The sequence below is a fragment of the Methylobacterium sp. P5_C11 genome (assembly GCF_054049775.1).
In genome coordinates, this window is the sequence record NZ_JBFULS010000070.1 from 1 (window position 1) to 26,452 (window position 26,452).

Annotated in this window: 32 protein-coding genes and 1 pseudogene; 10 read left to right on the forward strand and 23 right to left on the reverse strand. The window is 68.8% G+C overall.

The annotated features are described in order from the left end of the window. The 5 genes and pseudogenes from ACXJKQ_RS24850 to ACXJKQ_RS24870 form a co-directional block, all read left to right on the forward strand. Positions 1-256 (forward strand): annotated as a pseudogene (locus tag ACXJKQ_RS24850) (methyl-accepting chemotaxis protein); the annotation flags it as partial. 13 nt (positions 257-269) lie between these two features. After that, on the forward strand, positions 270-2,546 hold the full coding sequence (locus tag ACXJKQ_RS24855) for a hybrid sensor histidine kinase/response regulator (protein ID WP_457108362.1): 2,277 nt from the start codon (positions 270-272) through the stop codon (positions 2,544-2,546). Beyond that, positions 2,543-3,607: a chemotaxis-specific protein-glutamate methyltransferase CheB gene (gene cheB / locus ACXJKQ_RS24860; protein WP_457108363.1), complete on the forward strand. Its 1,065-nt coding sequence runs from the start codon at positions 2,543-2,545 to the stop codon at positions 3,605-3,607. Before ACXJKQ_RS24855 ends, cheB begins: the two co-directional genes overlap by 4 nt. Continuing rightward, positions 3,604-5,322: a response regulator gene (locus tag ACXJKQ_RS24865; protein ID WP_457108364.1), complete on the forward strand. Its 1,719-nt coding sequence runs from the start codon at positions 3,604-3,606 to the stop codon at positions 5,320-5,322. The genes cheB and ACXJKQ_RS24865 overlap by 4 nt, the downstream gene beginning before the upstream one ends. Further along, on the forward strand, positions 5,319-7,205 hold the full coding sequence (locus ACXJKQ_RS24870; protein WP_457108365.1) for a response regulator: 1,887 nt from the start codon (positions 5,319-5,321) through the stop codon (positions 7,203-7,205). Before ACXJKQ_RS24865 ends, ACXJKQ_RS24870 begins: the two co-directional genes overlap by 4 nt. Positions 7,206-7,665: 460 nt before the next feature. On the opposite strand, the gene rplQ is transcribed toward ACXJKQ_RS24870, so the two are convergent. From rplQ to rpsM, 5 genes are all read right to left on the reverse strand, one after another. Then, positions 7,666-8,076 (reverse strand): 50S ribosomal protein L17, encoded by a 411-nt coding sequence (rplQ, locus tag ACXJKQ_RS24875; protein ID WP_457108366.1) that lies wholly within the window; start codon positions 8,074-8,076, stop codon positions 7,666-7,668. Between the two features lie 198 nt (positions 8,077-8,274). Then, a complete protein-coding gene (locus ACXJKQ_RS24880) occupies positions 8,275-9,294 on the reverse strand; it encodes a DNA-directed RNA polymerase subunit alpha (protein ID WP_010686165.1) in 1,020 nt (339 codons plus the stop codon). 109 nt (positions 9,295-9,403) lie between these two features. Continuing rightward, positions 9,404-10,276, reverse strand: coding sequence for an MBL fold metallo-hydrolase (locus ACXJKQ_RS24885; protein ID WP_457108367.1), 873 nt, complete (start codon positions 10,274-10,276; stop codon positions 9,404-9,406). Positions 10,277-10,310: 34 nt separating this feature from the next. Next, on the reverse strand, positions 10,311-10,700 hold the full coding sequence (gene rpsK, locus ACXJKQ_RS24890) for a 30S ribosomal protein S11 (protein ID WP_007557606.1): 390 nt from the start codon (positions 10,698-10,700) through the stop codon (positions 10,311-10,313). Between the two features lie 172 nt (positions 10,701-10,872). Beyond that, positions 10,873-11,241 carry a 30S ribosomal protein S13 gene (rpsM, locus tag ACXJKQ_RS24895; RefSeq protein WP_457108368.1) on the reverse strand — a complete coding sequence of 123 codons (369 nt, stop codon included), beginning with the start codon at positions 11,239-11,241 and terminating at the stop codon, positions 10,873-10,875. A 252-nt stretch (positions 11,242-11,493) separates the two neighbouring features. Between rpsM and ACXJKQ_RS24900 the strand changes: the two genes are divergently transcribed. After that, the gene (locus tag ACXJKQ_RS24900) at positions 11,494-11,850 is read left to right on the forward strand and encodes a hypothetical protein (protein WP_457108369.1); all 357 of its coding nucleotides are present in this window, start codon (positions 11,494-11,496) and stop codon (positions 11,848-11,850) included. A 12-nt stretch (positions 11,851-11,862) separates the two neighbouring features. Here ACXJKQ_RS24900 and ACXJKQ_RS24905 read toward each other — a convergent pair whose 3' ends face one another. The 18 genes from ACXJKQ_RS24905 to ACXJKQ_RS24990 form a co-directional block, all read right to left on the reverse strand. Further along, positions 11,863-12,093: a hypothetical protein gene (locus tag ACXJKQ_RS24905; RefSeq protein WP_457108370.1), complete on the reverse strand. Its 231-nt coding sequence runs from the start codon at positions 12,091-12,093 to the stop codon at positions 11,863-11,865. Between the two features lie 177 nt (positions 12,094-12,270). Next, entirely contained in the window at positions 12,271-12,873 is a 603-nt protein-coding gene (locus tag ACXJKQ_RS24910; protein ID WP_457108371.1) for an adenylate kinase, read from the reverse strand. A 167-nt stretch (positions 12,874-13,040) separates the two neighbouring features. Further along, entirely contained in the window at positions 13,041-14,387 is a 1,347-nt protein-coding gene (secY, locus tag ACXJKQ_RS24915) for a preprotein translocase subunit SecY (protein WP_457108372.1), read from the reverse strand. A 160-nt stretch (positions 14,388-14,547) separates the two neighbouring features. Next, positions 14,548-15,051, reverse strand: a complete 504-nt coding sequence (gene rplO / locus ACXJKQ_RS24920) for a 50S ribosomal protein L15 (protein ID WP_457108373.1) — start codon at positions 15,049-15,051, stop codon at positions 14,548-14,550. A gap of 10 nt (positions 15,052-15,061) precedes the next feature. Next, positions 15,062-15,253 (reverse strand): 50S ribosomal protein L30, encoded by a 192-nt coding sequence (gene rpmD, locus ACXJKQ_RS24925; RefSeq protein ID WP_020096280.1) that lies wholly within the window; start codon positions 15,251-15,253, stop codon positions 15,062-15,064. Between the two features lie 11 nt (positions 15,254-15,264). Next, positions 15,265-15,852 carry a 30S ribosomal protein S5 gene (gene rpsE, locus ACXJKQ_RS24930; RefSeq protein WP_043355033.1) on the reverse strand — a complete coding sequence of 196 codons (588 nt, stop codon included), beginning with the start codon at positions 15,850-15,852 and terminating at the stop codon, positions 15,265-15,267. Between the two features lie 156 nt (positions 15,853-16,008). Then, positions 16,009-16,371, reverse strand: a complete 363-nt coding sequence (rplR, locus tag ACXJKQ_RS24935) for a 50S ribosomal protein L18 (protein ID WP_010686176.1) — start codon at positions 16,369-16,371, stop codon at positions 16,009-16,011. Between the two features lie 10 nt (positions 16,372-16,381). Next, on the reverse strand, positions 16,382-16,915 hold the full coding sequence (rplF, locus tag ACXJKQ_RS24940; RefSeq protein ID WP_149314231.1) for a 50S ribosomal protein L6: 534 nt from the start codon (positions 16,913-16,915) through the stop codon (positions 16,382-16,384). A gap of 23 nt (positions 16,916-16,938) precedes the next feature. Next, on the reverse strand, positions 16,939-17,334 hold the full coding sequence (gene rpsH, locus ACXJKQ_RS24945) for a 30S ribosomal protein S8 (RefSeq protein ID WP_010686178.1): 396 nt from the start codon (positions 17,332-17,334) through the stop codon (positions 16,939-16,941). Positions 17,335-17,344: 10 nt separating this feature from the next. Next, entirely contained in the window at positions 17,345-17,650 is a 306-nt protein-coding gene (rpsN, locus tag ACXJKQ_RS24950) for a 30S ribosomal protein S14 (protein ID WP_457108374.1), read from the reverse strand. Between the two features lie 40 nt (positions 17,651-17,690). After that, positions 17,691-18,257 (reverse strand): 50S ribosomal protein L5, encoded by a 567-nt coding sequence (gene rplE, locus ACXJKQ_RS24955; protein ID WP_243920249.1) that lies wholly within the window; start codon positions 18,255-18,257, stop codon positions 17,691-17,693. Next, a complete protein-coding gene (gene rplX, locus ACXJKQ_RS24960) occupies positions 18,250-18,564 on the reverse strand; it encodes a 50S ribosomal protein L24 (protein ID WP_012319178.1) in 315 nt (104 codons plus the stop codon). Before rplX ends, rplE begins: the two co-directional genes overlap by 8 nt. Then, positions 18,564-18,932, reverse strand: coding sequence for a 50S ribosomal protein L14 (gene rplN / locus ACXJKQ_RS24965; protein WP_010686182.1), 369 nt, complete (start codon positions 18,930-18,932; stop codon positions 18,564-18,566). The genes rplX and rplN overlap by 1 nt, the downstream gene beginning before the upstream one ends. 515 nt (positions 18,933-19,447) lie before the next feature. Further along, a complete protein-coding gene (locus ACXJKQ_RS24970) occupies positions 19,448-19,825 on the reverse strand; it encodes a hypothetical protein (protein ID WP_457108375.1) in 378 nt (125 codons plus the stop codon). Between the two features lie 189 nt (positions 19,826-20,014). Next, positions 20,015-20,731 (reverse strand): amino acid ABC transporter permease, encoded by a 717-nt coding sequence (locus ACXJKQ_RS24975; RefSeq protein ID WP_457108376.1) that lies wholly within the window; start codon positions 20,729-20,731, stop codon positions 20,015-20,017. Beyond that, entirely contained in the window at positions 20,728-20,982 is a 255-nt protein-coding gene (locus ACXJKQ_RS24980; RefSeq protein ID WP_457108377.1) for a hypothetical protein, read from the reverse strand. The genes ACXJKQ_RS24975 and ACXJKQ_RS24980 overlap by 4 nt, the downstream gene beginning before the upstream one ends. A 12-nt stretch (positions 20,983-20,994) precedes the next feature. Next, positions 20,995-21,495: an ABC transporter permease subunit gene (locus tag ACXJKQ_RS24985; RefSeq protein ID WP_457108378.1), complete on the reverse strand. Its 501-nt coding sequence runs from the start codon at positions 21,493-21,495 to the stop codon at positions 20,995-20,997. 23 nt (positions 21,496-21,518) lie between these two features. Continuing rightward, entirely contained in the window at positions 21,519-22,322 is an 804-nt protein-coding gene (locus ACXJKQ_RS24990; protein WP_457108379.1) for an ABC transporter substrate-binding protein, read from the reverse strand. Positions 22,323-23,033: 711 nt separating this feature from the next. Between ACXJKQ_RS24990 and rpsL the strand changes: the two genes are divergently transcribed. The 4 genes from rpsL to ACXJKQ_RS25010 form a co-directional block, all read left to right on the forward strand. Next, on the forward strand, positions 23,034-23,405 hold the full coding sequence (gene rpsL / locus ACXJKQ_RS24995) for a 30S ribosomal protein S12 (RefSeq protein ID WP_007557568.1): 372 nt from the start codon (positions 23,034-23,036) through the stop codon (positions 23,403-23,405). A gap of 143 nt (positions 23,406-23,548) precedes the next feature. Beyond that, positions 23,549-24,019: a 30S ribosomal protein S7 gene (gene rpsG / locus ACXJKQ_RS25000; protein WP_012319183.1), complete on the forward strand. Its 471-nt coding sequence runs from the start codon at positions 23,549-23,551 to the stop codon at positions 24,017-24,019. 30 nt (positions 24,020-24,049) lie between these two features. Beyond that, positions 24,050-26,125, forward strand: coding sequence for an elongation factor G (gene fusA, locus ACXJKQ_RS25005; protein ID WP_457108380.1), 2,076 nt, complete (start codon positions 24,050-24,052; stop codon positions 26,123-26,125). Positions 26,126-26,182: 57 nt separating this feature from the next. After that, positions 26,183-26,452 (forward strand): GTP-binding protein (locus tag ACXJKQ_RS25010; RefSeq protein ID WP_457106588.1); only part of this gene is annotated, 270 nt, incomplete at its 3' end.

The following is a 26,452-nucleotide window of genomic DNA, read 5'->3' on the forward strand; positions in this document are numbered from 1 at the left end:
GACGCAGCGGACCATGCAGCGGACGATCGAGGAGATCACCGCCCGGGTCGAGGAGAACGTCCAGACCTTCCAGCAGATCGTCGCCTCGACCAACCAGCAGCAGCTCGGCATCGAGCAGGTGATGGGCGCGCTCCAGAACATCCGGCAGGCCAGCCAGCAGACGGCGGCGGGGACGCGGCAGGTGGAGGCGGCCTCGGCCAACCTCACCGAACTCGCCCAGGCCCTCATGGCCCTCGCCGAGCGATATCGGCACTGAGGCGGGCTGCGCCTTGGCCGAGGACATCCGCCAGCTTCTGCTCGCCGCCTTCGACGTCGAGCACAGGGAGCACGTCACGGCGATCCGCGGGGCGCTCGGCAGCGCCACGCCGGACTGGAACGACGTGTTCCGTCGCGCCCACAGCCTGAAGGGCGCCGCGCGGGCCGTCGATCTCCCTGCGGTGGAGGCCGTCGCGCACCGCCTGGAATCGCTGTTCGAGGGCGTGCGCACCGGCGCCCACGCCCTCGACCGCGAGGCGGCCAACGCCGTCCACCTCGCCCTGGACCGGATCGAATCCTACGTTGCGGGTCTCAAGGACGGGGCCGGCCCGGACATGCCGGCCGACGCCCTGGCGGCCCTCGGCCACGTCCTCGGCCTTCCCGGCGAAGCGCCGGCGAAGCCGGCGCCGCCGGATCTGGGGCCGCCTCTACCAGCGGGTGCGGCCCCAGATCCCACACCGGACCCGCCCTCCGCTCCGGCCGCCCCGCTCCCCGCCCCGTCCCCCGCTTCGGCCGCATCGAAGCCGGGCTCCGAGCCGGCCGAGGGCTCCGCCGCCATCCTGCGCGTACCGGCGGAGGCCGTGGAGGCCCTGGCCCGGGCGAGTCACGACCTCGCCAGCACCCTGGCGGGCCAGGCGCATGCGTCAGACGGCTTGGCTCGCCTCGCCCGCCTCGCCCGCGATCTGCGCCTCGGTGCCGAGACCCTCGCGGCCGGGGCGGACGCGGAGCGGCCCGAATGGCGCGCCCTGGCGGYCCGGGCCGGCACCGTCGCCCGCGAGGCGGCGGATCTCGCGCGGCGCCAGGCGTCGGCGACGAACGCGGTCGAGGGGGCCGCTGGCCGCGTCCGCGCCGCCGCGGAGCGCCTCGCCCTCGTTCCGGCGGAGACGGTCCTCGGCCCCCTCGCCCGCTCGCTCCGCGAGACCGCCCGGGAGCAGGGCCGCGAGGTCGATATCGACCTGCACGGCCTCGATCTGCCGGTGGAGCGCGGCACCCTCCAGGCCCTGAAGGATCCGCTGCTCCACGCCCTGCGCAACGCCCTCAGCCACGGCTGGCAGTCGCCGGAGGTGCGGCGGGCCGCCGGCAAGCCGGAGGCCCTGGTCCTGGGGCTGGAGGTCTCGGTGCGCGGCTCCCGCCTGCAGGTCACCGTCTCCGACGACGGCCCGGGGCCGGACCTCGCTCGGATCGAGGCCGCGGCCCGGGAGCGCGGGCTGCTCGCCCCCGGGACTCCGGCCGACTCGGAAACGCTGCTGCGCCTCGTGTTCGAGCCCGGCTTCTCGACCGCGGAGGCGATCGATACCCTTGCGGGGCGGGGCTACGGCCTCTCGGTGGCCGCCGACGCGGCCCGCCAGCTCATGGGCAGCGTCCGCCTGGAACCGCGCGAGCCGGTCGGCACCGCCCTGATCTTCAGCCTGCCGCTGTCGGCGGCCCGGCGCAGCCTGCTGCTGGTCGAAGCCGCAGGACGCACCTATGCGCTGCCGGGAGACTCCGTGGCGCGCCTGCTGCGCCTGTCGCGCGCCGGGCTGCCGGTGGCGATGGGCCGGACGATCCTGCGGCTCGGCGAGGGGGATGCGGCGACGAGCCATCCGGTGACTGACCTCGCCGCCGTCCTCGGCCAAGCCGCCGATCCGGCCGATCCCGGCATGCTGACCGCCGTGGTTCTGCGGGTGGGCCGGGGCCGCCTGGCCCTCTCCGTCGACCGCCTGCACGATGTCCGCCCGCTCCTCGTCCTGCCCGCACCGGCCTTCGGAGCCGATCCGGGCCTGATCGCCGGCACGGCGGTGCTGAACGGCGATGTGCCGGTGCTGGTGCTCGACCCCGAGGGGCTCGCGGCACGCGTCAATGCCGGATCGCTGGAGGGTGCGCCCGGAACGATGGGGCCGGATCCACGTTCGACGACTCACGCCGGGCCGCGGACGTCCGCGCGGGCGACGATCCTGGTCGTCGACGATTCGATCACCACCCGAACGTTGGAGAAGGGAATCTTGGAAGCCGCCGGCTACCGCGTGGTCGTGTGCGTCGACGGGCAGGACGCCCTCGAGCGGCTGCGTGCCGAGATCGAGCCCGTGGACCTCGTGCTCGCCGACGTCGAGATGCCGCGCCTCGACGGGTTCGGCCTGCTCCAGGCCCTGCGGGCCGATGCCCGCTTCGCCCGGCTGCCGACGATCCTGATGACCTCCCGCGGGGATGCGGCCGACGTCGCCCGGGGCCTCGATCTCGGCGCCGACGCCTACCTCACCAAGCAGAAATTCGACCAGCGCCAGCTCCTGGATACGATCGGGCAGCTCCTATGACCCCTGTCCGCGTGATGCTCGTGGAGGACAGCCTCGTGGTGCGCGAGCTGCTGCGCCACATCGTCTCCCGCGATCCCCGCCTCGAACTCGTCGCCGCCGTCGCCTCCGGCGAGGAGGCCCTCGACAAGCTCCGGACGGTGCGGCCGGACGTCATCTCGATGGACATCCGCTTGCCGGGCATCGACGGCCTTGAGACGACGCGCCGGATCATGGCCGAATTCCCGACCCCGATCGTCGTGGTCGCCGATTCGGTCGAGGATTCGTCGCTGCGCATCTCGATGAACGCGCTGCGGGCCGGCGCCCTGTCGGTGGTCGAGAAGCCGGTGGCGACGACCCATGCCGGCTACGAGGGCGTGGCCGGTGCGATCTGCACGCAGCTACGGATCATGGCCCAGGTTCCGGTGATCCGCCGGCGGCCGATCGGTACCGAATGGGCGGGCCGCGTCGCCGCCCCCCAGGCGGCGCCCGTCGAGCTGCCGGGGCAGGCCCCGAGCCTCCTCGGCATCGCCGCCTCGACCGGGGGCCCCCCGGCGCTCGCGCGGGTGATCGGTGCCCTGCCCAAGGACTTCCCACTGCCGGTCCTGGTCGTCCAGCACATGGGTGCGGCCTTCATGGACGGGTTCGCCAGCTGGCTCGACAGCGTCGTGACCCTGCCGGTGGCGCTGGCCCGGGACGGGGAGCGGACCGAACCGGGCCGCGTCTACGTGGCTCCGGGCGACCGCCACCTGGAGATCGGTTCGGGCCGCATCCTGCGGGTGATCGACTCCGCCCCGGTCTCGGGCCAGCGGCCGGCCGCCACCGTGCTGTTCCGCGCCATGGCCCGGCAATCGGGTGCTTCCGGCATCGGCGTGCTGCTCACCGGCATGGGCGAGGACGGAGCCGTCGGTCTCGCCGACATGCAGAAGGCCGGCGCCCAGACCGTGGCCGAGCACGAGAGTACGGCGGTGGTCTACGGCATGCCCGCGGCGGCGGTCCGGCTCGGGGCGGCCCGGGCCGTCCTCCCCCTCGATCGCATCGCCGACCACATCCTGCGGCTCGTGGACACGGGCGCGCGGCCATGACGGCGGCCGGGGCGGCCGCGATGCCGGCTCGGATCCTGCTGGTCGAGGATTCGGAGACACAGGCCCTGGAGCTGCGTCTGCTGCTGGAGGCGCACGGGTTCTCGGTGGAGCGCTGCCCGTCGGCCGAGACCGCCCTCGACCACCTCAACCGCAGCCAGCCCGACCTCGTGGTGGCCGACTACCACCTGCCGGGTATGAACGGCGACGAGCTGATCCGGCAGATGCGCCTGTCCTTGCGCACCCGGGCGCTGCCCGTCCTGATGCTGACCGGCGGCAGCGGCGGCGAGCGACAGGGACTGGAGAGCGGCGCCGACGCCTACCTGCCGAAATCCGCCGACCGCGACCTGATGATCCTGCGCATCCGCGCCTTGCTGCGCGAGCGCCGCGCGGCGGGCGACGGCGAGGGGCCGGGTGCGGCCGCCTTCCGACGCGGGCGGATCCTGGTGATCGACGGTAGCGCCACCTACCGGACCTTCCTGGCCGGACTGATGGGGCAGGACGGGCACCATGTGGCGACCGCCGACGGGGCGGAGGCGGCGCTCGCCGTCCTGGACGCGGCCGCCGGAGACCAGGCCTTCGACTGCGTGACGGTCGATCTTCTGGGTCACGCCTATGACGGCCTCGCGCTCTGCCGGGCGATCAGCCAGCGGCGCTCCGGCCAGGCCGCGGGGGCGGGCTTCCACCTCGTCGGCATCGCCGGGAGCGATCCCGCCAAGGACTTCCTGGTCGAGGCCTTCGCGGCCGGGGCGGACGACGTGGTCTCGAAGACCGACGCCGAGGTCCTGGCGCTGCGGGTGCGCGGCTTCGTGCGGCGACGGCTGCTCGAGGAGGACGACCGGCGCATCGCCGGCCAGTTCGGCGAGCGCGAGCGGGCCGTGGAGCGCGCCCGCGCGGAAGCCGAGGCGTCCGAGGCCCGTGCCCGCCTCGCCGACGCCCTGGAGCGGGCGAACCGCGACCTCGCCGACRCCAACCGCCAGCTCACCGACGCGCAATCCAAGCTCGTCCAGGCCGCCAAGATGGCGTCCCTGGGCGAGCTGGTCGCCGGCATCGCCCACGAGATCAACAACCCGCTGGCCTTCATCCTGGCGCATCAGGGCACGGTGGAGCGCCTGCTCGGCGAACTGCCGGACGCTGCGCCGGAGGCGGCCGCCCGTGCCGTCGACAAGGCCCGGCAGCGGGTCGGCTCGATGCGGATGGGCCTGACCCGGATCCAGGATCTGGTGTTGAACCTGCGGAAGTTCTCTCGCCTCGACGAGGGCGAGCGCGCCCTCGTCAACGTACCGGAGGCGATCGAGACGGTGCTTGCCCTGATCCAGCACAAGCTCGGCGATCGGATCGCCGTGGAGCGGGCCTTCGCCGGCCGCTCTGAGATCCACTGCACGCCCGCGCTGCTCAACCAAGTGGTGATGAACATCCTGGGCAACGCCGCCGACGCGATGCCGGAGGGCGGGATGATCCGGATCACCACCCAGTCGAACCCCGAATTCGATGAGATCCGGATCAGTGATACCGGTCCGGGCATCCCGGATAGCTTACGCGAGAAGATCTTCGAGCCGTTCTTCACGACGAAGCCGGTCGGATCCGGAACGGGTCTGGGCCTTGCGATTGCCTACAGCGTCGTTCAAGCGCATAGCGGCTCGCTCACCGTGGAGACGGCCCCGGGTGGGGGAGCCTGCTTCGTGATCGGAATTCCGCGGCAGGCGGCCAGTGCATGAGTGACGGTACCGCAGGTGTAGGGACGATCCTGGCTGTCGACGACGAGCCGGATATCCTGATCGCCCTGGAGGATCTGTTTGAGGATTCCTACCGGGTCCTGACGACCTCGCGCCCCGCCGAGGCGCTGGAGATCCTGCGCGCCGAGCCCGACATCGCCGTGGTGCTCTCGGATCAGCGCATGCCGGGCCTCACCGGCGATGCGCTCCTCGCCGAGGCCCGCACCTTCCACGACGCCCAGGCGATCCTGCTGACCGGCTACGCCGACATCACCGCTGTGATCGCCGCCCTCAACCGCGGCGGCATCGTCGGCTACGTCACGAAGCCCTGGGATGCCGGCCTGCTGCGCTCCACCGTCCGCCAGGCCTTCGAGCGCCACCGGCTCGGCCGGGATCTCGCGACCGAACGGGCGCTCCTGCGCGGCCTCCTCGACCACGCCCAGGATGCCATCAGCTTCAAGGACGCGCAGGGCCGGTTCGTACGGCTGAACGCCCGCAAGGCGGCCCTCCTCGGACACGATATCGCCGGCTGCCTCGGGCGGCGCGAGGACGAACTCCCGGGTGCGAAGGCCAGCGCGGTGAGGCAGGCGGACGACGCGGCGATCCGGTCGGGTGCCGTGGCCGAGACCCTCGTCAGCGACGGTCCCACGGGCGCTGAGCAGTGGAGCCACGTGACGCGGGTGCCGATCCGCGACGCGGTCGGCGCGATCAGCCACCTCGCGGTGATCGAGCGCGACGTGACCGAGCAGCGGACCCTGGAGGCGCGGCTGCGCCAGTCCGACAAGATGCAGGCGCTCGGCACCCTGGCGGGGGGCATCGCCCACGATTTCAACAACCTGCTGACCGCGATCCTCGGCAGCCTCGAACTCGCCGGCCCCAAGGTCGCCGACCAGCCGCGGGTGCAGCGCCTGATCGAGAACGCCCGCGGTGCGGCGGAGCGCGGCGCCTCCCTGACGAAGCGCCTCCTCAGCTTCAGCCGCGCCCACGATCTCCAGGCGCGGGCGATCGACGTGAACACCCTGATCACCGGGATGAGCGACCTGTTCGGTCGCAGCCTCGGCGGCCTCGTCACGGTGCGGACCGATCTCGAGGATGGGCTCCCGGCGGTCCAGGTCGATCCGGACCAGCTCGAACTCGCGGTGCTCAACCTCTGCATCAACGCAAGGGACGCCATGCCCGAGGGTGGCGTCATCACCGTGGCGACGCGGCGGCTGAACATCAGCGGCGACCCGGAGATCGCCGACGGCACCTATCTGGGCGTGAGCGTCACCGACGAGGGCACCGGAATTCCGGAGGAGATCCTGCGGCGCGTCTGCGAGCCGTTCTTCACCACCAAGGCGGTCGGCCAGGGCACCGGGCTCGGGCTCGCCATGGTGTTCGGGCTCGCGCAGCAATCCAAGGGCCGTCTTGCGATCGACAGCACGGTCGGGCGGGGAACCCGCGTGGAGCTGGCGCTACCCTTCGCCGGCCAAGCGCCCGAGCAAGCCCCGAACACGTCCGGTGCCGCCCCGGTCGCCGGCCGGCGCGCCCACATCCTCATCGTCGACGACGATCCGCAGGTGCGGCACGTGACGGCCTCGTTCCTCACCGGCTTCGGCCACAGCACGACCGAGGCCGGCGACGGCGAGGCGGCCCTCCAGCATCTCCAGAGCGAGCGCTACGACATCGTCGTGGCCGATCTCGCCATGCCCGGCATGAACGGTATCGAGCTGGCCGCCGAGATCCGCGAGCGGGATCCGCACCTGCCGGTCCTGATCCTCACGGGCCACGCCGAGGCGATGCAGATCCCCGAGGACCTGCCGGTGCTCTCCAAGCCGTTCCGTTCCGCGGACCTGGCGGCCCGGGTCGCCGCACTTCTCGACGCGGCCGCGGCGCAGACCGTCTGACCGGCGGCGGGAACCGGCCGTTCGCCGCCTCATTGTCTCTCCGTGGGGTGCAAGGCCCCGGGTTACGACGAGGAGGTGGACCATGAGCAATCACGGCATCTTCCCGCGCCGCAGGCGCGACAACGACCCGGACCAGGATGGTCCACCGGACGAGTTCCGGCAGGGATAGGGGTTTTCGGATCGCGGCGCAGTCGGAAGTTCCCGGTCCGTCAGGGACGGGCCGCCAGGGCGAATTCCCGCGACCATCCGAGACGTGGACCCTGCTGCGACCCGTCGGCGAGAGCCGGCGGGTTTTTTCATGCGCGGCACGCCGAGGGTACGATCCACCGGGCGATGGCGCCGCCACGATTCGCCGACACATCGTTCCGCCGCACGGGGGAGCGTTCCGGAATGCAAAAAGCCGCCCCGGAGGATCCGGAACGGCTTCTCGAAGACGTGAAGGTTAGAGACCTCGACGCGATCAGGCAGCCTCGGCGACCTGGCTCGGACCGGAATCCTTGCCGCGGGCGTCGACGTCGCGATCGACGAACTCGATCACCGCCATCGGGGCGTTGTCGCCCTGGCGGAAGCCGGCCTTCATGATGCGGCAATAGCCGCCCGGGCGGCCCTTGTAGCGCGGACCGAGCACGGTGAAGAGCTTCTTGACCATGTCAGCGTCGCGGAGCTGCGCCATGGCGAGACGACGGGTGTGCACGCTGTCGATGCGGCCGAGCGTGATCAGCTTCTCTACCACCGGGCGAAGATCCTTGGCCTTCGGCAGCGTTGTGACGATCTGCTCATGCTTGAGCAGCGCGACGGACATGTTGGCGAACATCGCCTTGCGATGCTCGGCGGTGCGGTTGAAACGGCGGCCGCGATAACCGTGACGCATGGTGCTGGCTTCCTTCTCGTATCGGCCGCCGTGCCACGGTACGGCCGGGTGCCCCGGACTCGGGGCGGTTGATTCCGCATGACCCCGCGGCGGGATTTTCTGGGACTCCGCGTCGGCTCAGCGAAGTCCCCGCTCTGGATCGGCCAAACAAGCGGCGCCGTGTAGCGCCGCCCGTTCAGCCCGAGGCAGCTTCGCCGCTCAGTAGTGCTCCTCGAAGCGCTTGGCGAGGTCCTCGATGTTCTCCGGCGGCCAGCCGGGGATGTCCATGCCGAGGTGCAGGCCCATGCCGGCGAGCACTTCCTTGATCTCGTTGAGCGACTTGCGGCCGAAGTTCGGGGTCCGCAGCATCTCGCCCTCGGACTTCTGGATCAGGTCGCCGATGTAGACGATGTTGTCGTTCTTCAGGCAGTTCGCCGAGCGGACCGACAGCTCCAGCTCGTCGACCTTCTTGAGCAGCGCCGGGTTGAAGGGCAGCTGCGGCGCGAGCGGGGCGGCCTCTTCCTTGCGCGGATCCTCGAAGTTCACGAAGACCTGCAACTGGTCCTGGATGATGCGAGCCGCGTAGGCGAGCGCATCCTCCGGCGAGACCGCACCGTTGGTCTCGACCGTCATGGTCAGCTTGTCCTTGTCGAGATCCTGGCCCTCGCGGGTCGTCTCGACGCGGTAGCTGACCTTGGTGACGGGCGAGAACAGCGAGTCGACCGGGATCAGGCCGATCGGCGCGTCCTCGGGGCGGTTGCGCTCGGCCGGGACGTAGCCCTTGCCGGTGGCGACCGTGAACTCCATCCGGATCTCGGCGCCGTCGTCCAGCGTGCAGATCACGAGGTCGGGGTTCAGGATCTGGATGTCGCCGACCGTGCCGATGTCACCGGCGGTGACGAGGCCCGGGCCGGTCTTGCGCAGGGTCATGCGCTTCGGCGCGTCCGTCTGCGAGCGGATCGCGATGGTCTTGATGTTGAGGACGATGTCGGTGACGTCCTCGCGCACGCCCGGGATCGACGAGAACTCGTGCAGCACGCCGTCGATCTGCACCGAGGTCACGGCCGCACCCTGGAGGGACGACAGGAGCACCCGGCGCAGGGCGTTGCCGAGCGTCGTGCCGAAGCCGCGCTCGAGCGGCTCGGCGACGACCGTGGCGACCCGCTTGGGGTCGTCGCCGGTCGTGACCTGCAGCTTGTTCGGCTTGATCAGTTCCTGCCAATTCTTCTGAATGACCACGATCCTACCTCTCGTCCATGCTCGGGATCCGCGACGCCCGTCCCCGCGCTTCGGCCGTCCGGCGCAGCCCCCCTGGCGCCCCGAACGGTCCCTGAATGTCTGTCCGCCGTTACTCGCCGCCGACCCACAGCACCGGCACGAAGCTGTAACCCGCCCCGTCCCGGTCCACGTAGCCCAGCGCCGGGAATTCGAGATGGCCACCGGTGACGAGCGTCCGCTCACGGGCCACCTCGTCCAGGATCCGCTTACGCGTCTCCCGCGCCTGGTCGCCGTCGACGTCGAAGCCGACGCCAGCCTCCGGGTTCTTGAACTGGATCGCCGGCAGGTGCACCACGTCGGTCCACATCAACAGCGACTGTCCACCGGAGACGATGCGGAAGCCGCAATGACCCGGCGTGTGACCGGGCAGATGGACCGCCGTGATCCCCGGAAGAACCTCGCCGCCGCGATGCTCGCGCATCCGGCCGGCATAGGGCGCCACAGCTTTGCGCGCGCCCTCGAAATAGGGCTTGGCTTCATCCGGCGCCTCGGCCAGCGCCGCGTCGGGCAGCCAGTGCGCCGCCTCGTCGGCGTGCACCACGATCTCGGCGTTCGGGTAGCGCGCCGTACCGTCCTTCACGAGGCCGCCGACATGGTCGGGGTGCAGGTGGCTGACGAGCACCGTGCCGATCTCCTCCGGCTTGACGGCGGTGAGCGCGAGCGCCGCCCCGGCCCGGCCGAGGGTCGGCGCCGGTGCGAAGTCGCCGTATCCCGTGTCGATCAAGGTCGGCTTGAGGCCGGGACCCGTGATCAGGAAGGCGTTCAGCGTGATCTTGGGCTGCTCGGTGCGGAACCCCGCGACCTGGAGCCGTCCGGCCTCCTCTTTGGAGATTCCCGTGACGAGATCGAGGCTGGCCTGAAACCAGCCGTCGTTGAGCGCGGTGACCGTGAGGTCGCCGAGGTTCCAACGCAGCACGCCCGGAAGCGGCTTCGATCCCGTCATAAGCTTCTCCGTCAAGAGGTTTTGCAGGTCCCGATCAGACGCGGCGGCGCTTGCGCGGCCGGCAGCCGTTGTGCGGGATCGAGGTCACATCGCGGATCGACGTCACCGTGAAGCCCGCGGCCTGGAGGGCGCGCAGAGCCGACTCGCGGCCCGAACCCGGACCCGAGACCTCGACCTCGAGGGTGCGCATGCCGTGCTCGGACGCCTTGCGGGCGGCATCCTCGGCGGCGACCTGGGCGGCGTACGGCGTCGACTTGCGCGAGCCCTTGAAGCCCATCGCGCCGGCCGACGACCACGAGATCGTGTTGCCCTGCGCGTCCGTGATGGTGATCATCGTGTTGTTGAACGAGGCGTTCACGTGGGCGACGCCCGACACGATGTTCTTGCGTTCGCGGCGGCGGACGCGTTGCGGTTCCTTGGCCATCTGTTCTCACTCTTCCTTCAGGCGCGCCCGTAATGCCAGGCGCTCGGGATTCTTCTTGGGACCTGCCCGGAGCGCCCGTGCAGGGCGGTCGAGCCAGCGCCGGATCCGCTGCGGGACACTCGACGCGACGACGGAATGGCCGCGCGAAGCACGGCCACCCAATCCCAAAAAACTACTTCTTCTTGCCGGCGATCGGCTTCGCCTTGCCCTTGCGGGTGCGGGCGTTGGTGTGGGTACGCTGGCCGCGGACCGGCAGCTGCTTGCGGTGACGCAGGCCGCGATAGGCGCCGAGATCCATCAGACGCTTGATGTTCATCGAGACATCGCGGCGCAGGTCGCCCTCGACCAGGTAGTCGCGGTCGATCGTCTCGCGGATCGCGAGAACCTCGGCGTCGGTCAGCTGGTTGACCCGACGCTCGGCGGGGATGTTCACCTTCTGGGTGATCTCTTCGGCCTTCTTCGCGCCGATGCCGTGGATGTACTGAAGCGCGATGACGACGCGCTTGTTGGTCGGGATGTTGACGCCTGCGATACGGGCCACGATCACTCTCCATGTGAGGCCCGGGGATCCGGGCGGGTTTCGTGCGCGTCCGGTGGAGGCCGGCCCCTGCGCACGTGAAACGACGACGCGGCCCGCGGGCGGCCCTGGACAGGGCACCTCGGACCATCGTTCGGCTGGACGAAGGAGGGCCTGCTAGCGCGCGGGCGGGCCGATGTCAACGACGCGATAACGGGTGATCGCGGCGTCATGCATCGCGCGCGGATCCCGATCACCGGAGAACGAGGTGTGGGAATGTCCTTTCTGACGAGCGATGGCGCCACCCTCCGGGCCTTCGCCGATTCGGTCCTGCGCGGGGCCGAGGAGATCATCGACGAGGTCCTGCCCGTGGTCCTGGCGGTCATCGGCGGCGTCCTCGCCGAGGCCGAGCCCGGCTCCGTGGCCGTCCAGGATGAGGATGACGGGCCGGACCTGCTCTGGGCCACCTTCGCGGGGCGTCGGATGGTGTTCCGCTACAACGTCAGGACGGGCATGATCGAACTGCGCGAGGGCACGACGGAGGGCTATCCCTTTCGTCTCTTCGGTCACCGGTCGCTTCAGATGGACATGGTCAACTTCTTCGGCGCCCTTCGGAAAGATGGGCGGCCCTGAGGCTGACGCCTCTCAGCGGAAGCCTTGATTCCGCAGCCGGCAATAGCCACCGCTCGTCTGGTAGCCGGCCGGACAGCGACGCACGCAGGCACCGGCAGCGAACTTCAACGGCGGTCGGCAGGCGTGGCGCAAGCGCTTCTGTCCGTACACGAAGGATTGCGCCGGGCTCTGGGCGAGCGCCGGCAGAGTCGGCAGGGCGATCGCGAGCAGAAGCGTCGTGGTGGCGACGAGGCGAAGCATCATGGCGTGTCCCATCGGATGTCAGCGCCCGGGCTCACCACCGTCGCGAGACGTTCGGAGGCCCCGTTCGGCGCGGCCTTCCGCACGCGCCGGGCACGATCCCCGAACGGGACCCTCGCCGGGCGCCGCACGGTCGCGCGTTCCGGGACGATGCGCGACCCGCACCGTCCCAGCGCGTGATCAGGAGGCGACGCGCTCCTCATGCGGCTCCAGCACCGCCATCAGGTCCGCCGTGACCTTGTCGATCGGCTGCATGCCGTCGATCGGCTCCAGCATGCCCTTCGCGCCGTAGTAGGCCGAGAGCGGCGCTGTCTGGGCGCGGTAGGCCTCAAGGCGCTGCTTGAACACCTCCGGCGTGTCGTCCTTCCGCACGGTCTGACCGCGGGCCTGAGTTTCGGCGGCGCGCTTCTCGATGCGGCCGACCAGGGCGTTCTCGTCGACCTTCAGCTCGATCACCGTGGACAGGTGCAGCCCCTTGCCGGCCAGCATCTCCCCGAGCGCCTCCGCCTGCGCCACGGTGCGCGGGAAACCGTCGAGAATGAACCCACGGCGGGCATCCGCCTCCTCGATCCGGTCGGCGACGATCCCGACCACGATCCGATCGGAGACGAGGCCACCCGATTCCATCACGGCCTTGGCCTCCAGGCCGACCGGCGTGCCGGCGGCGACGGCCGCGCGCAGCATGTCACCCGTCGAGAGCTGCGGGATGCCGAAGCGCTGCACGATCCGCTCGGATTGCGTCCCCTTTCCCGCACCGGGCGGCCCGAGCAGAATGATACGCATGGCGTTGTCCTCGTTCGGCCCACTCGCTGTGGGCACAAGCCGCGGTGACGAAGCCTCCCTGGCATCGCCGGATTCGGGATTTCTAGCCGGTCCTGGCCGGTGAGGCACCTGGACCTTTGGGCCAGAGACGGGCGCGGTGTTGGAAGCCGCCCGCCTCTGTATCAGGCTCAGCGCCGCCGTTGCGTGGTCGAGGCGCCACGCAGCTTGGCCTTCTTCACGAGGCCCTCGTACTGGTGGGCCATCAGGTGCCCGTGGATCTGCGCCACCGTGTCCATCGTCACCGAGACCACGATGAGCAGAGACGTGCCGCCGAAGCCGAGGCTCGCCGCTGCGTAGGACGACAGGATCTCCGGGCACAGGCACACCAGGGTCAGGTACAGGGCGCCGATCACGGTGATCCGGGTCAGCACCTTGTCGATGAAGGCCGCGGTCCGCTCGCCCGGACGGATGCCGGGGATGAAGCCGCCATGTTTCTTCAGGTTGTCGGCCGTCTCCTGCGGGTTGAAGACCACCGCGGTGTAGAAGAACGTGAAGAAGATGATCAGCGCCGCGTAGAGGACCATGAACAGCGGCGTGCCGTGGCCGAGATAGGCCGTCACCGTGCCGAGCCAGCCGGTGGCGCCGCCATTTGCCGAGAAGCTCGCGGCCGTCGCCGGCAGGAGCAGGAGCGAGGAGGCGAAGATCGGCGGGATCACGCCCGAGGTGTTCAGCTTGAGCGGCAGGAACGAGGTCTGGCCCTCGTACATGCGGTTGCCGACCTGACGCTTGGGGTAATTGATCAGCAGCCGGCGCTGGGCACGCTCCATGAAGACGATGAAGTAGACCAGCGCCACGGCGGCGACGGCCACGCCCAGGATGACGGCCGGCGACAGGGCGCCGGTGCGGCCGAGTTCCAGCGCGCCCGCGATCGCCACCGGAAGGTGGGCGACGATGCCGGCGAAGATGATCAGCGACGAGCCGTTGCCGATGCCGCGCGAGGTGATCTGCTCGCCGAGCCACATCAGGAACAGCGTTCCGCCGGTCAGCGTGATCACCGTGGAGGCCAGGAAGAACGGACCCGGATCGATGGCGGCCGAGGAGCCCTGGAGGCCGATGGCGATGCCCCAGGACTGGACCAGCGCCAGTACCACCGTGAGGTAGCGGGTGTACTGGTTGATGACTTTGCGGCCGGACTCGCCCTCCTTTTTCAGCGCCTCGAGGCTCGGGATCACCGAGGTCAGGAGCTGAACGATGATCGAGGCCGAGATGTACGGCATGATGTTCAGGGCAAAAATCGCCATGCGCTCGACGGCGCCGCCCGAGAACATGTTGAACAGGCCGAGCACACCGCCGGACTGCTGCTGGAAGTTGCGGGCGAACTGCTCCGGGTCGATCCCGGGAATCGGGATGTACGTGCCCAGCCGGAACACCACGAGGGCGCCGAGCGTGAACCAGATGCGCTTCTTCAGCTCATCGGCCTTGGCGATCGCACCGAAATTGAGGTTGGCGGCAAGCTGCTCGGCGGCTGAGGCCATAAGCGTCGCGTCCTGGAAGTGTCGCCGGACGCGCGGCGCCCGGATGAAATGAAAGCGGCGGCCCGCGTGGTCGCAGGGCCGCCGCTCGAAGGTTCGGCTTATAGGGTGCGTGGAGTCCGTGCAACGGGTCCCCGGGTCGCTCCCTTAGCGCTCACGCCCGTCAGGCAGAGGCCGCCTCGTTGCGGCCGCGGGTGGAAGCACCCTGAGCGTAGACGACGCTGACCGAGCCGCCGGCCTTCTCGACCGCCTCGACGGCGGACTTGGAAGCACGGGTGACCTCGAAGCTGAGCTTCGCGGTGAGGTCGCCGACGCCCAGCAGCTTCACGCCGTCGCGCGGACGGGCGATGATGCCGGCCGCGACCAAGCTCTCCACCGTCACGGTCGCGGCCTTGTCGAGCTTGCCCGCGTCCACGGCTTCCTGGATCCGGCCGAGGTTCACCTCGTTCAGGTCCTGGGCGTAGAGGTTGTTGAAGCCGCGCTTCGGCAGGCGACGATGCAGCGGCATCTGACCGCCCTCGAAGCCCTTGATGGACACGCCGGTCCGGGCCTTCTGGCCCTTCACGCCGCGACCCGCGGTCTTGCCCTTGCCGGAGCCGATGCCCCGGCCGACACGCATCCGGTCCTTGGTGGCGCCGGGATTGTCGCTGATTTCGTTGAGCTTCATCGGGACCTCCTCACGCCACGTCGCCGTGGACGCGCACGAGGTGCGCAACCTTGCGGATCATGCCGCGCACGGAGGGGGTATCCTCCAGTTCGGACACGCGGTGGAGCTTGTTGAGCTTCAGGCCGATCAGCGTCTGGCGCTGGCTGGCCTCGCGGCGGATCGGCGAGCCGATCTGTTCGATGCGGACGGTCTTCTGTGCCATCGGACCCTCCCTCACGCGACCGCGGCTTCGGACTGGTCGGCCGGGTCGGCATCGCGGCGACGCGACTGGAGCGTCGAGACCTTGATGCCGCGGCGGGCCGCCACGGAGCGCGGGCTGTCCTCGTTCTTGAGCGCCTCGAAGGTGGCGCGCACGAGGTTGTAGGGGTTCGAAGATCCCAGCGACTTGGCGACGACGTCCTGCATGCCGAGCGTCTCGAACACGGCGCGCATCGGGCCGCCGGCGATGATGCCGGTACCCTGCGGAGCCGCGCGGAGGATCACCTTGCCGGCGCCATGACGACCGTTGACGTCGTGGTGCAGGGTCCGGCCCTCGCGGAGCGAGACGCGGATCAGGCCGCGCTTGGCGGCTTCCGTCGCCTTGCGGATCGCCTCCGGCACCTCACGGGCCTTGCCGTGGCCGAAGCCGACGCGGCCCTTTTGGTCGCCGACGACGACGAGGGCCGCGAAGCCGAAGCGACGGCCGCCCTTCACCACCTTGGCGACGCGGTTGATGTGGACGAGCTTGTCCACGAACTCGCTGTCGCGCTCCTCGCGATCATCGCGGCGGCCGCGGCCCCCGCCTTCACGTTCACGTGCCATGTCTTTACCTGTTCATCTCACTGGCGCGGCCGGCGGGGCCGCTCGCTCGATTTGTTGTCGAATGCCGGACATGTAGAGCACGTCCGGCCCGCCGTCGTTCAACGGTCCCGATGGGACTCGCCGGCGACAGATTCGCCGACGGCGACTTCCCGGAAATCAGAACTCCAGGCCGCCCTCGCGGGCAGCCTCGGCCACGGCCGCGACGCGACCGTGGTAGATGTAGCCGGAGCGGTCGAAGATCACCTTCGTGACGCCCGCGGCCTTGGCACGCTCGGCCACCAGCTTGCCCACCGCCTTGGCGGCGGCGACGTCGGCGCCGGTCTTGAGTTCGCCCTTGAGTGCCTTGTCGATCGACGAGGCGGCGGCCAGCGTCTTGCCGGCTACGTCGTCGATGACCTGCACGTAGATCTGCTTCGACGAGCGGAACACCGAGAGCCGCGGACGGCCGTTGGCGGCCGCCCGCAGCGCGCGACGGACGCGCGCCTTCCGGCGATCGAGGGCTTCGAGCTTGCGAGACATGATGCCCTCCTTACTTCTTCTTGCCTTCCTTGCGGAAGATGAACTCGCCCGCGTACCTCACGCCCTTGCCCTTGTAGGGCTCGGGTCCGCGATAATCGCGGATCTCGGCGGCGACCTGACCGACCTGCTGGCGGTTGATCCCGGAGATCGTGATCTCGGTGGGCTTGGGTGTTGCGATCGTGATCCCGGCGGGGATCGCGTACTCGATGTCGTGGCTGTAGCCGAGCGATAGCTTGAGGGCCTTGCCGGCCATCGCGGCGCGGTAACCGACGCCGGTGATCTCGAGCTTCTTCTCGAAGCCCTTCGACACACCCTCGACGATGTTGGCGATCTGCGCCCGCGACGTGCCCCACAGGGAACGCGCCGGCTTCGACTGGTTGACCGGCTCGACCGCGATCGCGCCGTCCTTCATCGCCACGTTGACGAGCGACGGGACCACGAAGGACAGCTCGCCCTTCGAACCCTTCATCTTCACCGTCTGACCGGTGACGGTGGCGGTAACGCCGGCCGGCACGGGGACCGGCTTCTTGCCTACGCGAGACATGGGAAAACCTCCTTATGCCCCGATTAGAACACGGTGCAGAGCACTTCACCGCCGACGTTGCGCTCGCGCGCCTCGTGATCGGCCATGACGCCCTGCGGGGTGGAGACGATGGTGACGCCGAGGCCGTCGGCCACGTGCGGCAGCTCGCCGACCGACGAGTAGACCCGGCGGCCCGGCTTCGAGACGCGCTTGATCTCGCGGATCACCGGGCGCCCGTCGTAGTACTTGAGCTCGATGGCGAACTCGGTGCGGCCATTGCCGAGGTCCGTCGCCGCGTAGTCGCGGATGTAGCCCTCGGACTTCAGGACGTCGAGAACGCTGGCGCGCAGGCGCGAGCCGGGCGTCTGGACGACGTTGCGACGGCGCAGCTGGCCGTTGCGGATGCGGGTGAGCATGTCGCCCACGGGATCGTTGACCATGGGGACCTCCTTACCAGCTCGACTTGACCAGGCCGGGGATCAGGCCCCGGTTGCCAAGCTCGCGCAGAGCCACGCGCGAGATGCCCATCTTGCGATAATAGGCGCGCGGGCGGCCGGTCATGCCGCAGCGGTTGCGGATGCGGGTGGCCGACGAGTTGCGCGGCAGTTCCGCGAGCTTGAGGCGCGCCTCGAAGCGCTCCTCCATCTCGAGGCCTTCGTTGTTGGCGATCTCGAGGAGCGCCTTCCGCTTGGCCGCGAAGCGCTTCACCAGCGCCTTGCGGGCCTCATTCTTCTCGACTGAGCTTTTCTTCGACATGTGGTCTATCTCCGGTGTCCGCGTCTGAAGCCCGAAGGCTTCACTGCCGGAACGGGAACTGGAAGGCGGCGAGCAGGGCCTTGGCCTCGGCATCGGTCTTGGCGGTGGTCGCCACGACGATGTCCATGCCCCAGGTCTGCTCGGCCTTGTCGTAGGAGATCTCCGGGAACACGAGGTGCTCCTTGAGACCAAGAGCGTAGTTGCCGCGGCCGTCGAACGAGCGCGGGTTCAGGCCGCGGAAGTCACGCACGCGCGGCAGCGCGATCGTGATCAGGCGATCCATGAACTCGTACATGCGCTGCTTGCGCAGGGTCACCTTGCAGCCGATCGGCATGCCCTCGCGGACCTTGAAGGTCGCGATGGCCTTGCGGGCCTTGGTGATGACCGGCTTCTGGCCGGCGATCAGGGCGAGGTCGCCCGCAGCCACGGAAGCCTTCTTGGAATCCGCGGTGGACTCGCCGACGCCCATGTTGATCACGATCTTCGTGATCTGCGGCACTTCCATCGGGTTCTTGTAGCCGAACTGCTCGATCAGCTTCTGGCGAACCACCTCGTCGTAGTGCTTGCGCATACGCGGGGTGTAGGCATTCTTGTCGGCCTCAGCCATCGATCTGATCCCCCGTGGTCTTGGCGAACCGGACCTTGCGCCCGTCTTCGAGGATGCGGAAACCCACGCGGGTCGGCTTGCCGTTGGCATCCGCGACCGCGATGTTCGAGAGCTGGATGGCGGCCTCCTTGGAGATAATGCCGCCTTCCTGGTTCTGGGTCTGCTTCTGGTGCTTCTTGACCAGGTTGATGCCGCGCACGAAGGCCCGGCCTTCCTTCGGCAGAACCTGGATCACCTCGCCCGACCGACCCGAATCGCGGCCGGTGAGCACGACGACCTTGTCGCCCTTCTTGATCTTGGCAGCCATTACAGCACCTCCGGAGCCAGGGAGATGATCTTCATGTGGTTGCGGGCGCGGAGCTCGCGCGGAACCGGTCCGAAGATACGGGTGCCGATCGGCTCCTTCTGATTGTTGATCAGGACCGCGGCGTTCTTGTCGAAGCGGATGACCGAACCGTCGGCACGCTTCACGTCCTTGGCGGTGCGGACGACGACCGCCTTCATGACGTCGCCCTTCTTGACGCGACCGCGCGGGATCGCCTCCTTGACGGAGACGACGATGACGTCGCCTACGCCGGCATACTTGCGCTTCGACCCGCCGAGAACCTTGATGCACATCACACGGCGTGCACCCGAGTTGTCGGCGACGTCCAGATTCGTCTGCATCTGGATCACGTGCGTGACTCCTTGTTTCAGGCGGGTTTCCGCACACGGACGGTATTGCCCGGCGGACGACGCCTGATGGGGACCTGACGTCCCCGGCTCATGTGTTTGACCGCGCAGGCGATGCCACAGGGACACCGGCGCGGTCACCGCGTTCACAGGGTGCGAGCACCCATCGGGAATGTCGCGAAGGCCGGGCGCATACTACGGGCAGCGCGTCTTGGCAAGCCGAAGGGCGGGAAATCGCGGGCGCCGCATGGCTGGATCGACCCGCTCGCGGGCACGATCGAGCTGGCGCCGCGGCGTGGTTGTGCGCGTTATGGCTGGGTCCACGCCGGCCGGCAAACCGGGGCGCTTCATCCTGATCCGGGATCAGAAGATTCGTCGTCGCGAGCGGCTCGACCAGTACGGTTGCGCCGCGGATGGCGGACTGGAGCCATCCTGATCGGGAGAGCGGGCTCCCGACCACGCGCAATGACCGGCGCGCGGGGTCGGCGCCGGCCGCGTGTTCTTGGGTTGTCCGCGGATCAGAACGGCTGGCCGGCCGTCTCGAACAGGAAGCCGTCGAGGCTCGGGATCGTCACCGAGGCTCCGTTGGCGGGCTTCGACAGGCGCCAGGGCCGCTCCGCCCGGGCGCGAATCGCCTCGGACGGCCGGAGGCGGCGCATGAGGCCGTCCTCGCCCACCTCTTCGATCGCCAGGAACCCGTAGACCTGGAGCCGAGAGGCGGTGAGCTTCATTCCGCGATCCTCGGCTGCGACGACCATGCTGCCGGTGGCGTAGACCGCGTCCAGCAGGGAGCGCTGCTCGCTCCGGCGACGGTTGCGGGCTTCCCGCTCGCCCGGAGCCTGAGCGGGAACGGGCCGCCGGAACGGAACGACGTTGCTGACCGCGACGCAACCCATACGCAACATCCTTGACGCGAACCTGAGGCGGCGTCCTGGCCGCCCGATGAGCGCGACAATTCGATGGATCGCTTTAATTCTCCGTAGACCCTGCCGGCGCCCCCCTGCCCCGATCCGGTACGCCTTCCGCGTGTGGAGACGAGAATCGGCCGCATCGCGGGCACGGCCCGGTGCGGGCGCGCCGGGCCTTCAGACCCGCGCCGTCCCAGGCGTGGCGTGCCGGCGCGGGCGGGGCCGTGTAAGTCGGGCGGCTAGCCCGTCGAGGGTGGCGCACAGGATTCCGTAGACCGCACCGACGCACAGGAAGATCTCGGCGGGGTAGACCATGGCGCGGTTGTTCACCTGTGCCGCCACGAAGGAGAGTTCGGGCACGCCGACCACGTAAGCGAGCGACGTGTCCTTGATGAGCGCACACCACTCGTTGACGAAGGACGGTGCCATGGCCCGCAGGGCCTGCGGCAGGATGATGAACCGCAAGGTCTGCCAGCGGCCGATGCCGAGCGCCAGAGCGGCCTCCCATTGGCCGCGGCCGACGCTCTCGATCCCCGCGGCCACGCCGTACGACAGGTAGGCGCCTCCGACGAGCGACAGCGCCGTCGCGACCGTCCCGATCTCGGGAACCGACAGGCCGAACAGGATCGGCAGCAGGAAGTAACTCCAGAAGATCAACATCACGACCGGCACGGCGCGGAAGACGCCGAGGCCGACGACGAGCGCGGTCCGGGCCGCCCCTGCGCTCATCGCGAGCCCGACTCCGGGGACGAGCCCGAGCGCGGCCGCGGCGAGCCCGGACAGGCCGGACAGGCCGGACAGGATCAGCGTCAGGGCTAACCCGCCGATCGGACCATCGGGCCAGGCCCCGACCAGCAGGTAGTCGAGATTGTCGGTGATGACCAAGGGGTTCATCGGTGCCGACCCTCGGGGCGGAAGCGGCGTCCGAGGGCCTGCCCTGCGGTCTCCAGCGCGGCGACCGCGCCGACATAGAGCAGCGTGGCGATGCCGAAGGCCTGGAAGGTCTTGAACGTCTCGGTCTCCACCTGGCGGGCTGCGTAGGACAGCTCCGCGAGGCCGATCGTCATGGTCAGCGCCGTGTTCTTGAGCGTGTTGAGATATTGGCCGACGATCGGCAGCCAGGCGATCCGCAGGGCCTGGGGCAACACGATGTGGCGTTACGCCTGGACCGGGGTGAGCCCGAGGGCGAGGGCCGCCTCCTTCTGGGCGTGGCGTACGGCGTTGATCCCCGCGCGGACCTCCTCGGCGATATAGGCGCCTGCGTAGAGCGCGAGCCCGCAAAATCCCGCGAGGGTCTCGTACGCGGGCCACCGCAGGGCGCCGGGTCCCAGGTCGAGCACGTGCGGCGTGTTCAGCCAGGCCGTGACGTCCTGGGGCAGAAGGATCGTCACCGCGAAGTACCAGACGAAGAGCTGTACCAGGAGCGGGGTGTTGCGGACGGTGCCGACGACGCCCGACACAAGGCACCGCGCCGCGCGACCGCCCGCTTCCCGCAGGCCGCCGCCCGCGAGCCCCAGCGCCGTGCCTGCGAGGCAGGCGGCCGCCGACAGGGCGAGGGTGACCCCGAATCCCTGAGCCAGCCACGTGAGGTAGCGCGGCGCCAGGAGGTCGCCGAGGACACTGTCGATGAGATCGACGGAGCGTGCGCCGTACGGCACGGCCGCCTCCCGCTTCGCCGCGGCTAGCCGGGGTCCCCGAGCCGGAACAGGCGCGGCAGCGGCTGCTCGGTGTCCGGACCGAACCAGCGGTCGTAGATCGCCGCCGCCCTGCCGGTCGCTTCCAGGCCGCGCAGGGTCTCGTTCACGAGGTCGCGCAGCCGGGTCTCGCCCTTGGGAAGGCCGACGCCAATAAAGTCGTTGGAGATGCTGAAGGGCGGGATCTCATAGTTCTGGCGGTCCGGCACCTTCGCCAGCAGCCCGACGAGCTTCGGCCCGTCCTGCGTGATCGCCTGGACGTTGCCGTTGCGCAGGGCCGTGAAGGCGAAGGGCGTGTCGTCGAAGGCGACCACGACGGCCTTCGGAAAGTCGCGGCGCAGCACGATCTCGTTGGTCGTGCCCTTGTCGGCCCCGATCCGGAGCCCTTTCAGCTGCTCGGGCGACGACAAGGTGCCCTTCTTGACCAGGAACTGCTGCCCGGAGGCGAAGTACGGAATGCTGAAATCGAGATGCTTCGCCCGCTCCTCGGTGATGGTGAAGTTCGCCAGAACCAGATCGACCTTGCCGGAGGTGAGCAGCGGAATGCGATTCGCCGGGTTCGTGGGGCGGACCTCCACCCTCACGCCGAGTTGGTCGGCGATCGCCTGCGCATAATCGACGTCGAGACCGGCGATCTGCTTCGTCGCGGGGTCGACGAAGCCGAAGGGCGGGTTGCTGTCAAAGGCGGCGACCCGGAGAACGCCCGCTCTCCGGATGTCGTCCAGCCGGTCGGCCCGGGCGGCCCCTAACGATAGCAGTGTGGCGAGAGCGATGGCGAAGAGGTGGCGCACGGATGGCTCCACCGTTGACGAAAGAGTAATTCAGGTAATACTGGCACGACGAAAGATTTTTTGTTTGAAAACTGCAGTATCTTTCGTGCCCGATCGAAGGGACGCGGGTCGACTTTGCGGAACTGAGGTCATTGTTCATCGAAATTTCTGTTCCAATCAACAGTGACGTCTTTCGTATTTCGTCGCATCGCGGGAACGTTTTGACGAGATCGCGACAGAGAACGCGTTGGATTGTCTTCGCGGCCGGCGGCGTGATGGAGATCGCGAATCGGACTCCGTGGGCCGGCGTCTTCGAGATTGACGGCGGCGCAGGCGCCGGGAAAAAAGCCTGCCGGCTGGATTGGGCCGCACAGCGCACAGGCCGGCCGCACGCCCCTTGACCGATCCTTAACCTCCGGCGCGGTGCAGTTTTCTGCTGTCACCGCATTGACCTGCAGGGCAACCGCGGCTAGAAGCGCGCCACTTCGGACGGCCATCGGCTGCCGACGGCCCTTGGGCATACCCCCGGAAGCCGCCGCCATCGCCCCGAGCGCTCCGAGGGTTCAAATCGCCTGACGCTTAAGTCAGATCCGTAGGTACGAGCGCGTTCGTTTCGGGCGTGCTCCTCTGCCCACACCGCGCCGAGGGTCCGTGACAGGCCCTCCGGCGCATATTCGTTTTGCGGACTGCCCTGTGCAGTCCGGCCTAGGTGACCGAGGAAGAGGGCACAGGATGCCGACGATCAACCAGCTGATCGCCCAGCCGCGGAAGATCCAGCGGAGCCGCAACAAGGTTCCGGCGCTAGACGCTTGCCCGCAGAAGCGCGGCGTCTGCACCCGCGTCTACACGACGACCCCGAAGAAGCCGAACTCGGCGCTCCGAAAGGTCGCCAAGGTGCGGCTGACCAACGGCTTCGAGGTGATCGGCTATATCCCGGGCGAGGGTCACAACCTTCAGGAGCACTCCGTGGTGATGATCCGCGGCGGCCGCGTGAAGGATCTTCCGGGTGTGCGCTACCACATCCTGCGCGGCGTGCTCGACACGCAGGGCGTGAAGAACCGCAAGCAGCGCCGCTCCAAGTACGGCGCCAAGCGTCCGAAGTAAGCGCGTCCGAAGTAAGTCGGACGCCCGGATTTTTCCCGGGCGCCGGTCTGCGTTTCCACGGCCCCGTAAGGATGCCGCCGGCCTCAGGGCTCAGGCGGCCTGCGCGGGGCGCTTAAGATCTTTTCGTTCGAGAGTCTCAGAAGATGTCCCGTCGCCACTCTGCCGAGAAGCGTGAGATCATCCCGGACCCGAAGTACGGGGACGTGGTTCTGACGAAGTTCATGAATTCGATCATGTACGAGGGCAAGAAGTCGACCGCCGAGCGGATCGTCTACGGCGCCTTCGACATCGTCGAGAACCGCGCCCGCGCCAACCCGATCGAGGTGTTCCGCGCTGCCCTCGACAACGTCGCCCCGATGATCGAGGTCCGCTCCCGCCGCGTCGGCGGCGCGACCTACCAGGTCCCCGTCGAGGTGCGCACGGAACGCCGTCAGGCGCTCGCGATCCGCTGGCTGATCCAGGCCGCTCGCTCGCGCAACGACCGGACCATGGTCGAGCGGCTCTCCGCCGAGCTGCTCGACGCCGCCAACAACCGCGGCAACGCCGTCAAGAAGCGCGAAGACACGCACCGGATGGCGGAAGCCAACCGCGCCTTCTCGCACTACCGCTGGTAAGCGGTTCCGCCGTCTCTCAGGAGCAATCCGATGCCCCGCACGCACGCGATCGAGGACTACCGCAACTTCGGCATCATGGCCCACATCGATGCCGGCAAGACCACGACGACCGAGCGGATCCTCTACTACACCGGAAAGTCCCACAAGATCGGCGAGGTCCATGAGGGCGCCGCCACCATGGACTGGATGGCGCAGGAGCAGGAGCGTGGCATCACGATCACCTCGGCTGCGACGACCTGCTTCTGGCGCGAGAAGCGCCTGAACATCATCGACACCCCCGGCCACGTCGATTTCACCATCGAGGTGGAGCGGTCGCTGCGCGTGCTGGACGGTGCCGTGTGCGTGCTCGACGGCAACCAGGGCGTCGAGCCGCAGACCGAGACCGTGTGGCGTCAGGCCGACAAATACGACGTGCCGCGCGTCGTGTTCGTCAACAAGATGGACAAGATCGGCGCCGACTTCTTCAAGTGCGTCGCCGACATCATCGACCGCGTCGCCGGCAAGCCGGTGTGCCTGCAGCTTCCGATCGGCGCCGAGTCCAACTTCCAGGGCGTGATCGACCTCATCAAGATGAAGGCGATCGTCTGGTCGGGCGAGGCGCTGGGCGCCAACTTCGACGAGACTGAAATCCCTGCCGACCTCAAGGACCAGGCCGTCGAGTATCGCACCAAGCTGATCGAGGCCTGCGTCGAGCTCGATGACGAGGCCATGGCCGCTTATCTCGACGGCAACGAGCCGGACGACGCCACGATGCGCCGCCTGGTGCGCAAGGCCGTGCAGCTGCGCGCCTTCCACCCGGTTCTCTGCGGCTCGGCGTTCAAGAACAAGGGCGTGCAGCCGCTCCTCGACGCCGTCGTCGACTACCTGCCCTCCCCGGCCGATCGCGGCGAGATCAAGGGCATCGACTTCAAGACCGAGGAAGAGACCGTCCGTCACCCGACGGATTCGGATCCCTTCTCCATGCTCGCCTTCAAGATCATGGACGATCCCCACGTCGGCACGATCACCTTCTGCCGCGTGTACTCGGGCAAGGTCGATACCGGCGCCAACGTCCTGAACTCGTCGCGCGACAAGAAGGAGCGCGTCGGCCGCATGCTCCTGATGCACGCCAACAACCGTGAGGACATCAAGGAGGCCTTCGCGGGCGACATCGTCGCACTGGCCGGCCTCAAGGATACCCGCACGGGTGACACCCTCTGCGACGCGCAGAAGGCCGTGATCCTCGAGAAGATGGAGTTCCCCGAGCCCGTCATCGAGATCGCCGTCGAGCCGAAGTCGAAGGCCGATCAGGAGAAGCTCGGCATCGCGCTCCAGAAGCTAGCCGCCGAGGATCCGTCCTTCCGCGTTTCCACTGACCAGGAATCCGGCCAGACCATCCTGCGCGGGATGGGCGAGCTGCACCTGGACATCAAGGTCGATATCCTGCGCCGCACCTACAAGGTCGATGCGAATATCGGCCAGCCGCAGGTGGCCTACCGCGAGAAGCTGACCCGCCGTCAGGAGATCGACTACACGCACAAGAAGCAGACTGGCGGTACCGGCCAGTTCGCCCGCGTGAAGTTCATCGTCGAGCCGAACGAGCCGGGCGCCGGATTCCAGTTCGAGTCGAAGATCGTCGGCGGCGCGGTGCCGAAGGAGTACATCCCCGGCGTCGAGAAGGGCCTGAACTCGGTCCTCGGCGCGGGCGTCCTCGCCGGCTTCCCGGTGGTCGACGTGAAGGTCGAGCTGATCGACGGCGCCTACCACGACGTCGACTCGTCGGCCCTCGCCTTCGAGATCGCCTCCCGCGCGGCCTTCCGTGAAGCCCTGCAGAAGGGCGGCTCGGTCCTGCTCGAGCCGGTGATGAAGGTCGAGGTCGTCTCTCCGGAGGATTACACCGGCTCGGTCATCGGCGACCTCAACTCCCGCCGCGGCCAGATCCAGGGCCAGGACATGCGCGGCAACGCCAACGTCATCAACGCGATGGTGCCGCTGGCCAACATGTTCGGCTACGTGAACAACCTGCGCTCGATGTCGCAGGGCCGGGCGAACTTCACCATGCAGTTCGACCATTACGAAGAGGTGCCGCGCGGCGAGGCCGACAAGGTCATCGCCAAGTACGCCTGAGGCTTACGCCTAGGCATCTCTTCTTCCGCAACGCGAATTCGAATTTAGGAGGCTCTGATGGGCAAGGAAAAGTTCTCCCGCACCAAGCCGCACTGCAACATCGGCACGATTGGGCACGTTGACCACGGCAAGACGTCCTTGACGGCGGCGATCACGAAGGTTCTTGCGGAGACGGGCGGGGCGACGTTCACGGCCTACGACCAGATCGACAAGGCTCCGGAGGAGAAGGCGCGCGGGATCACGATCTCGACGGCGCACGTGGAATACGAGACGGCCAACCGGCACTACGCGCACGTGGATTGCCCGGGCCACGCCGACTACGTGAAG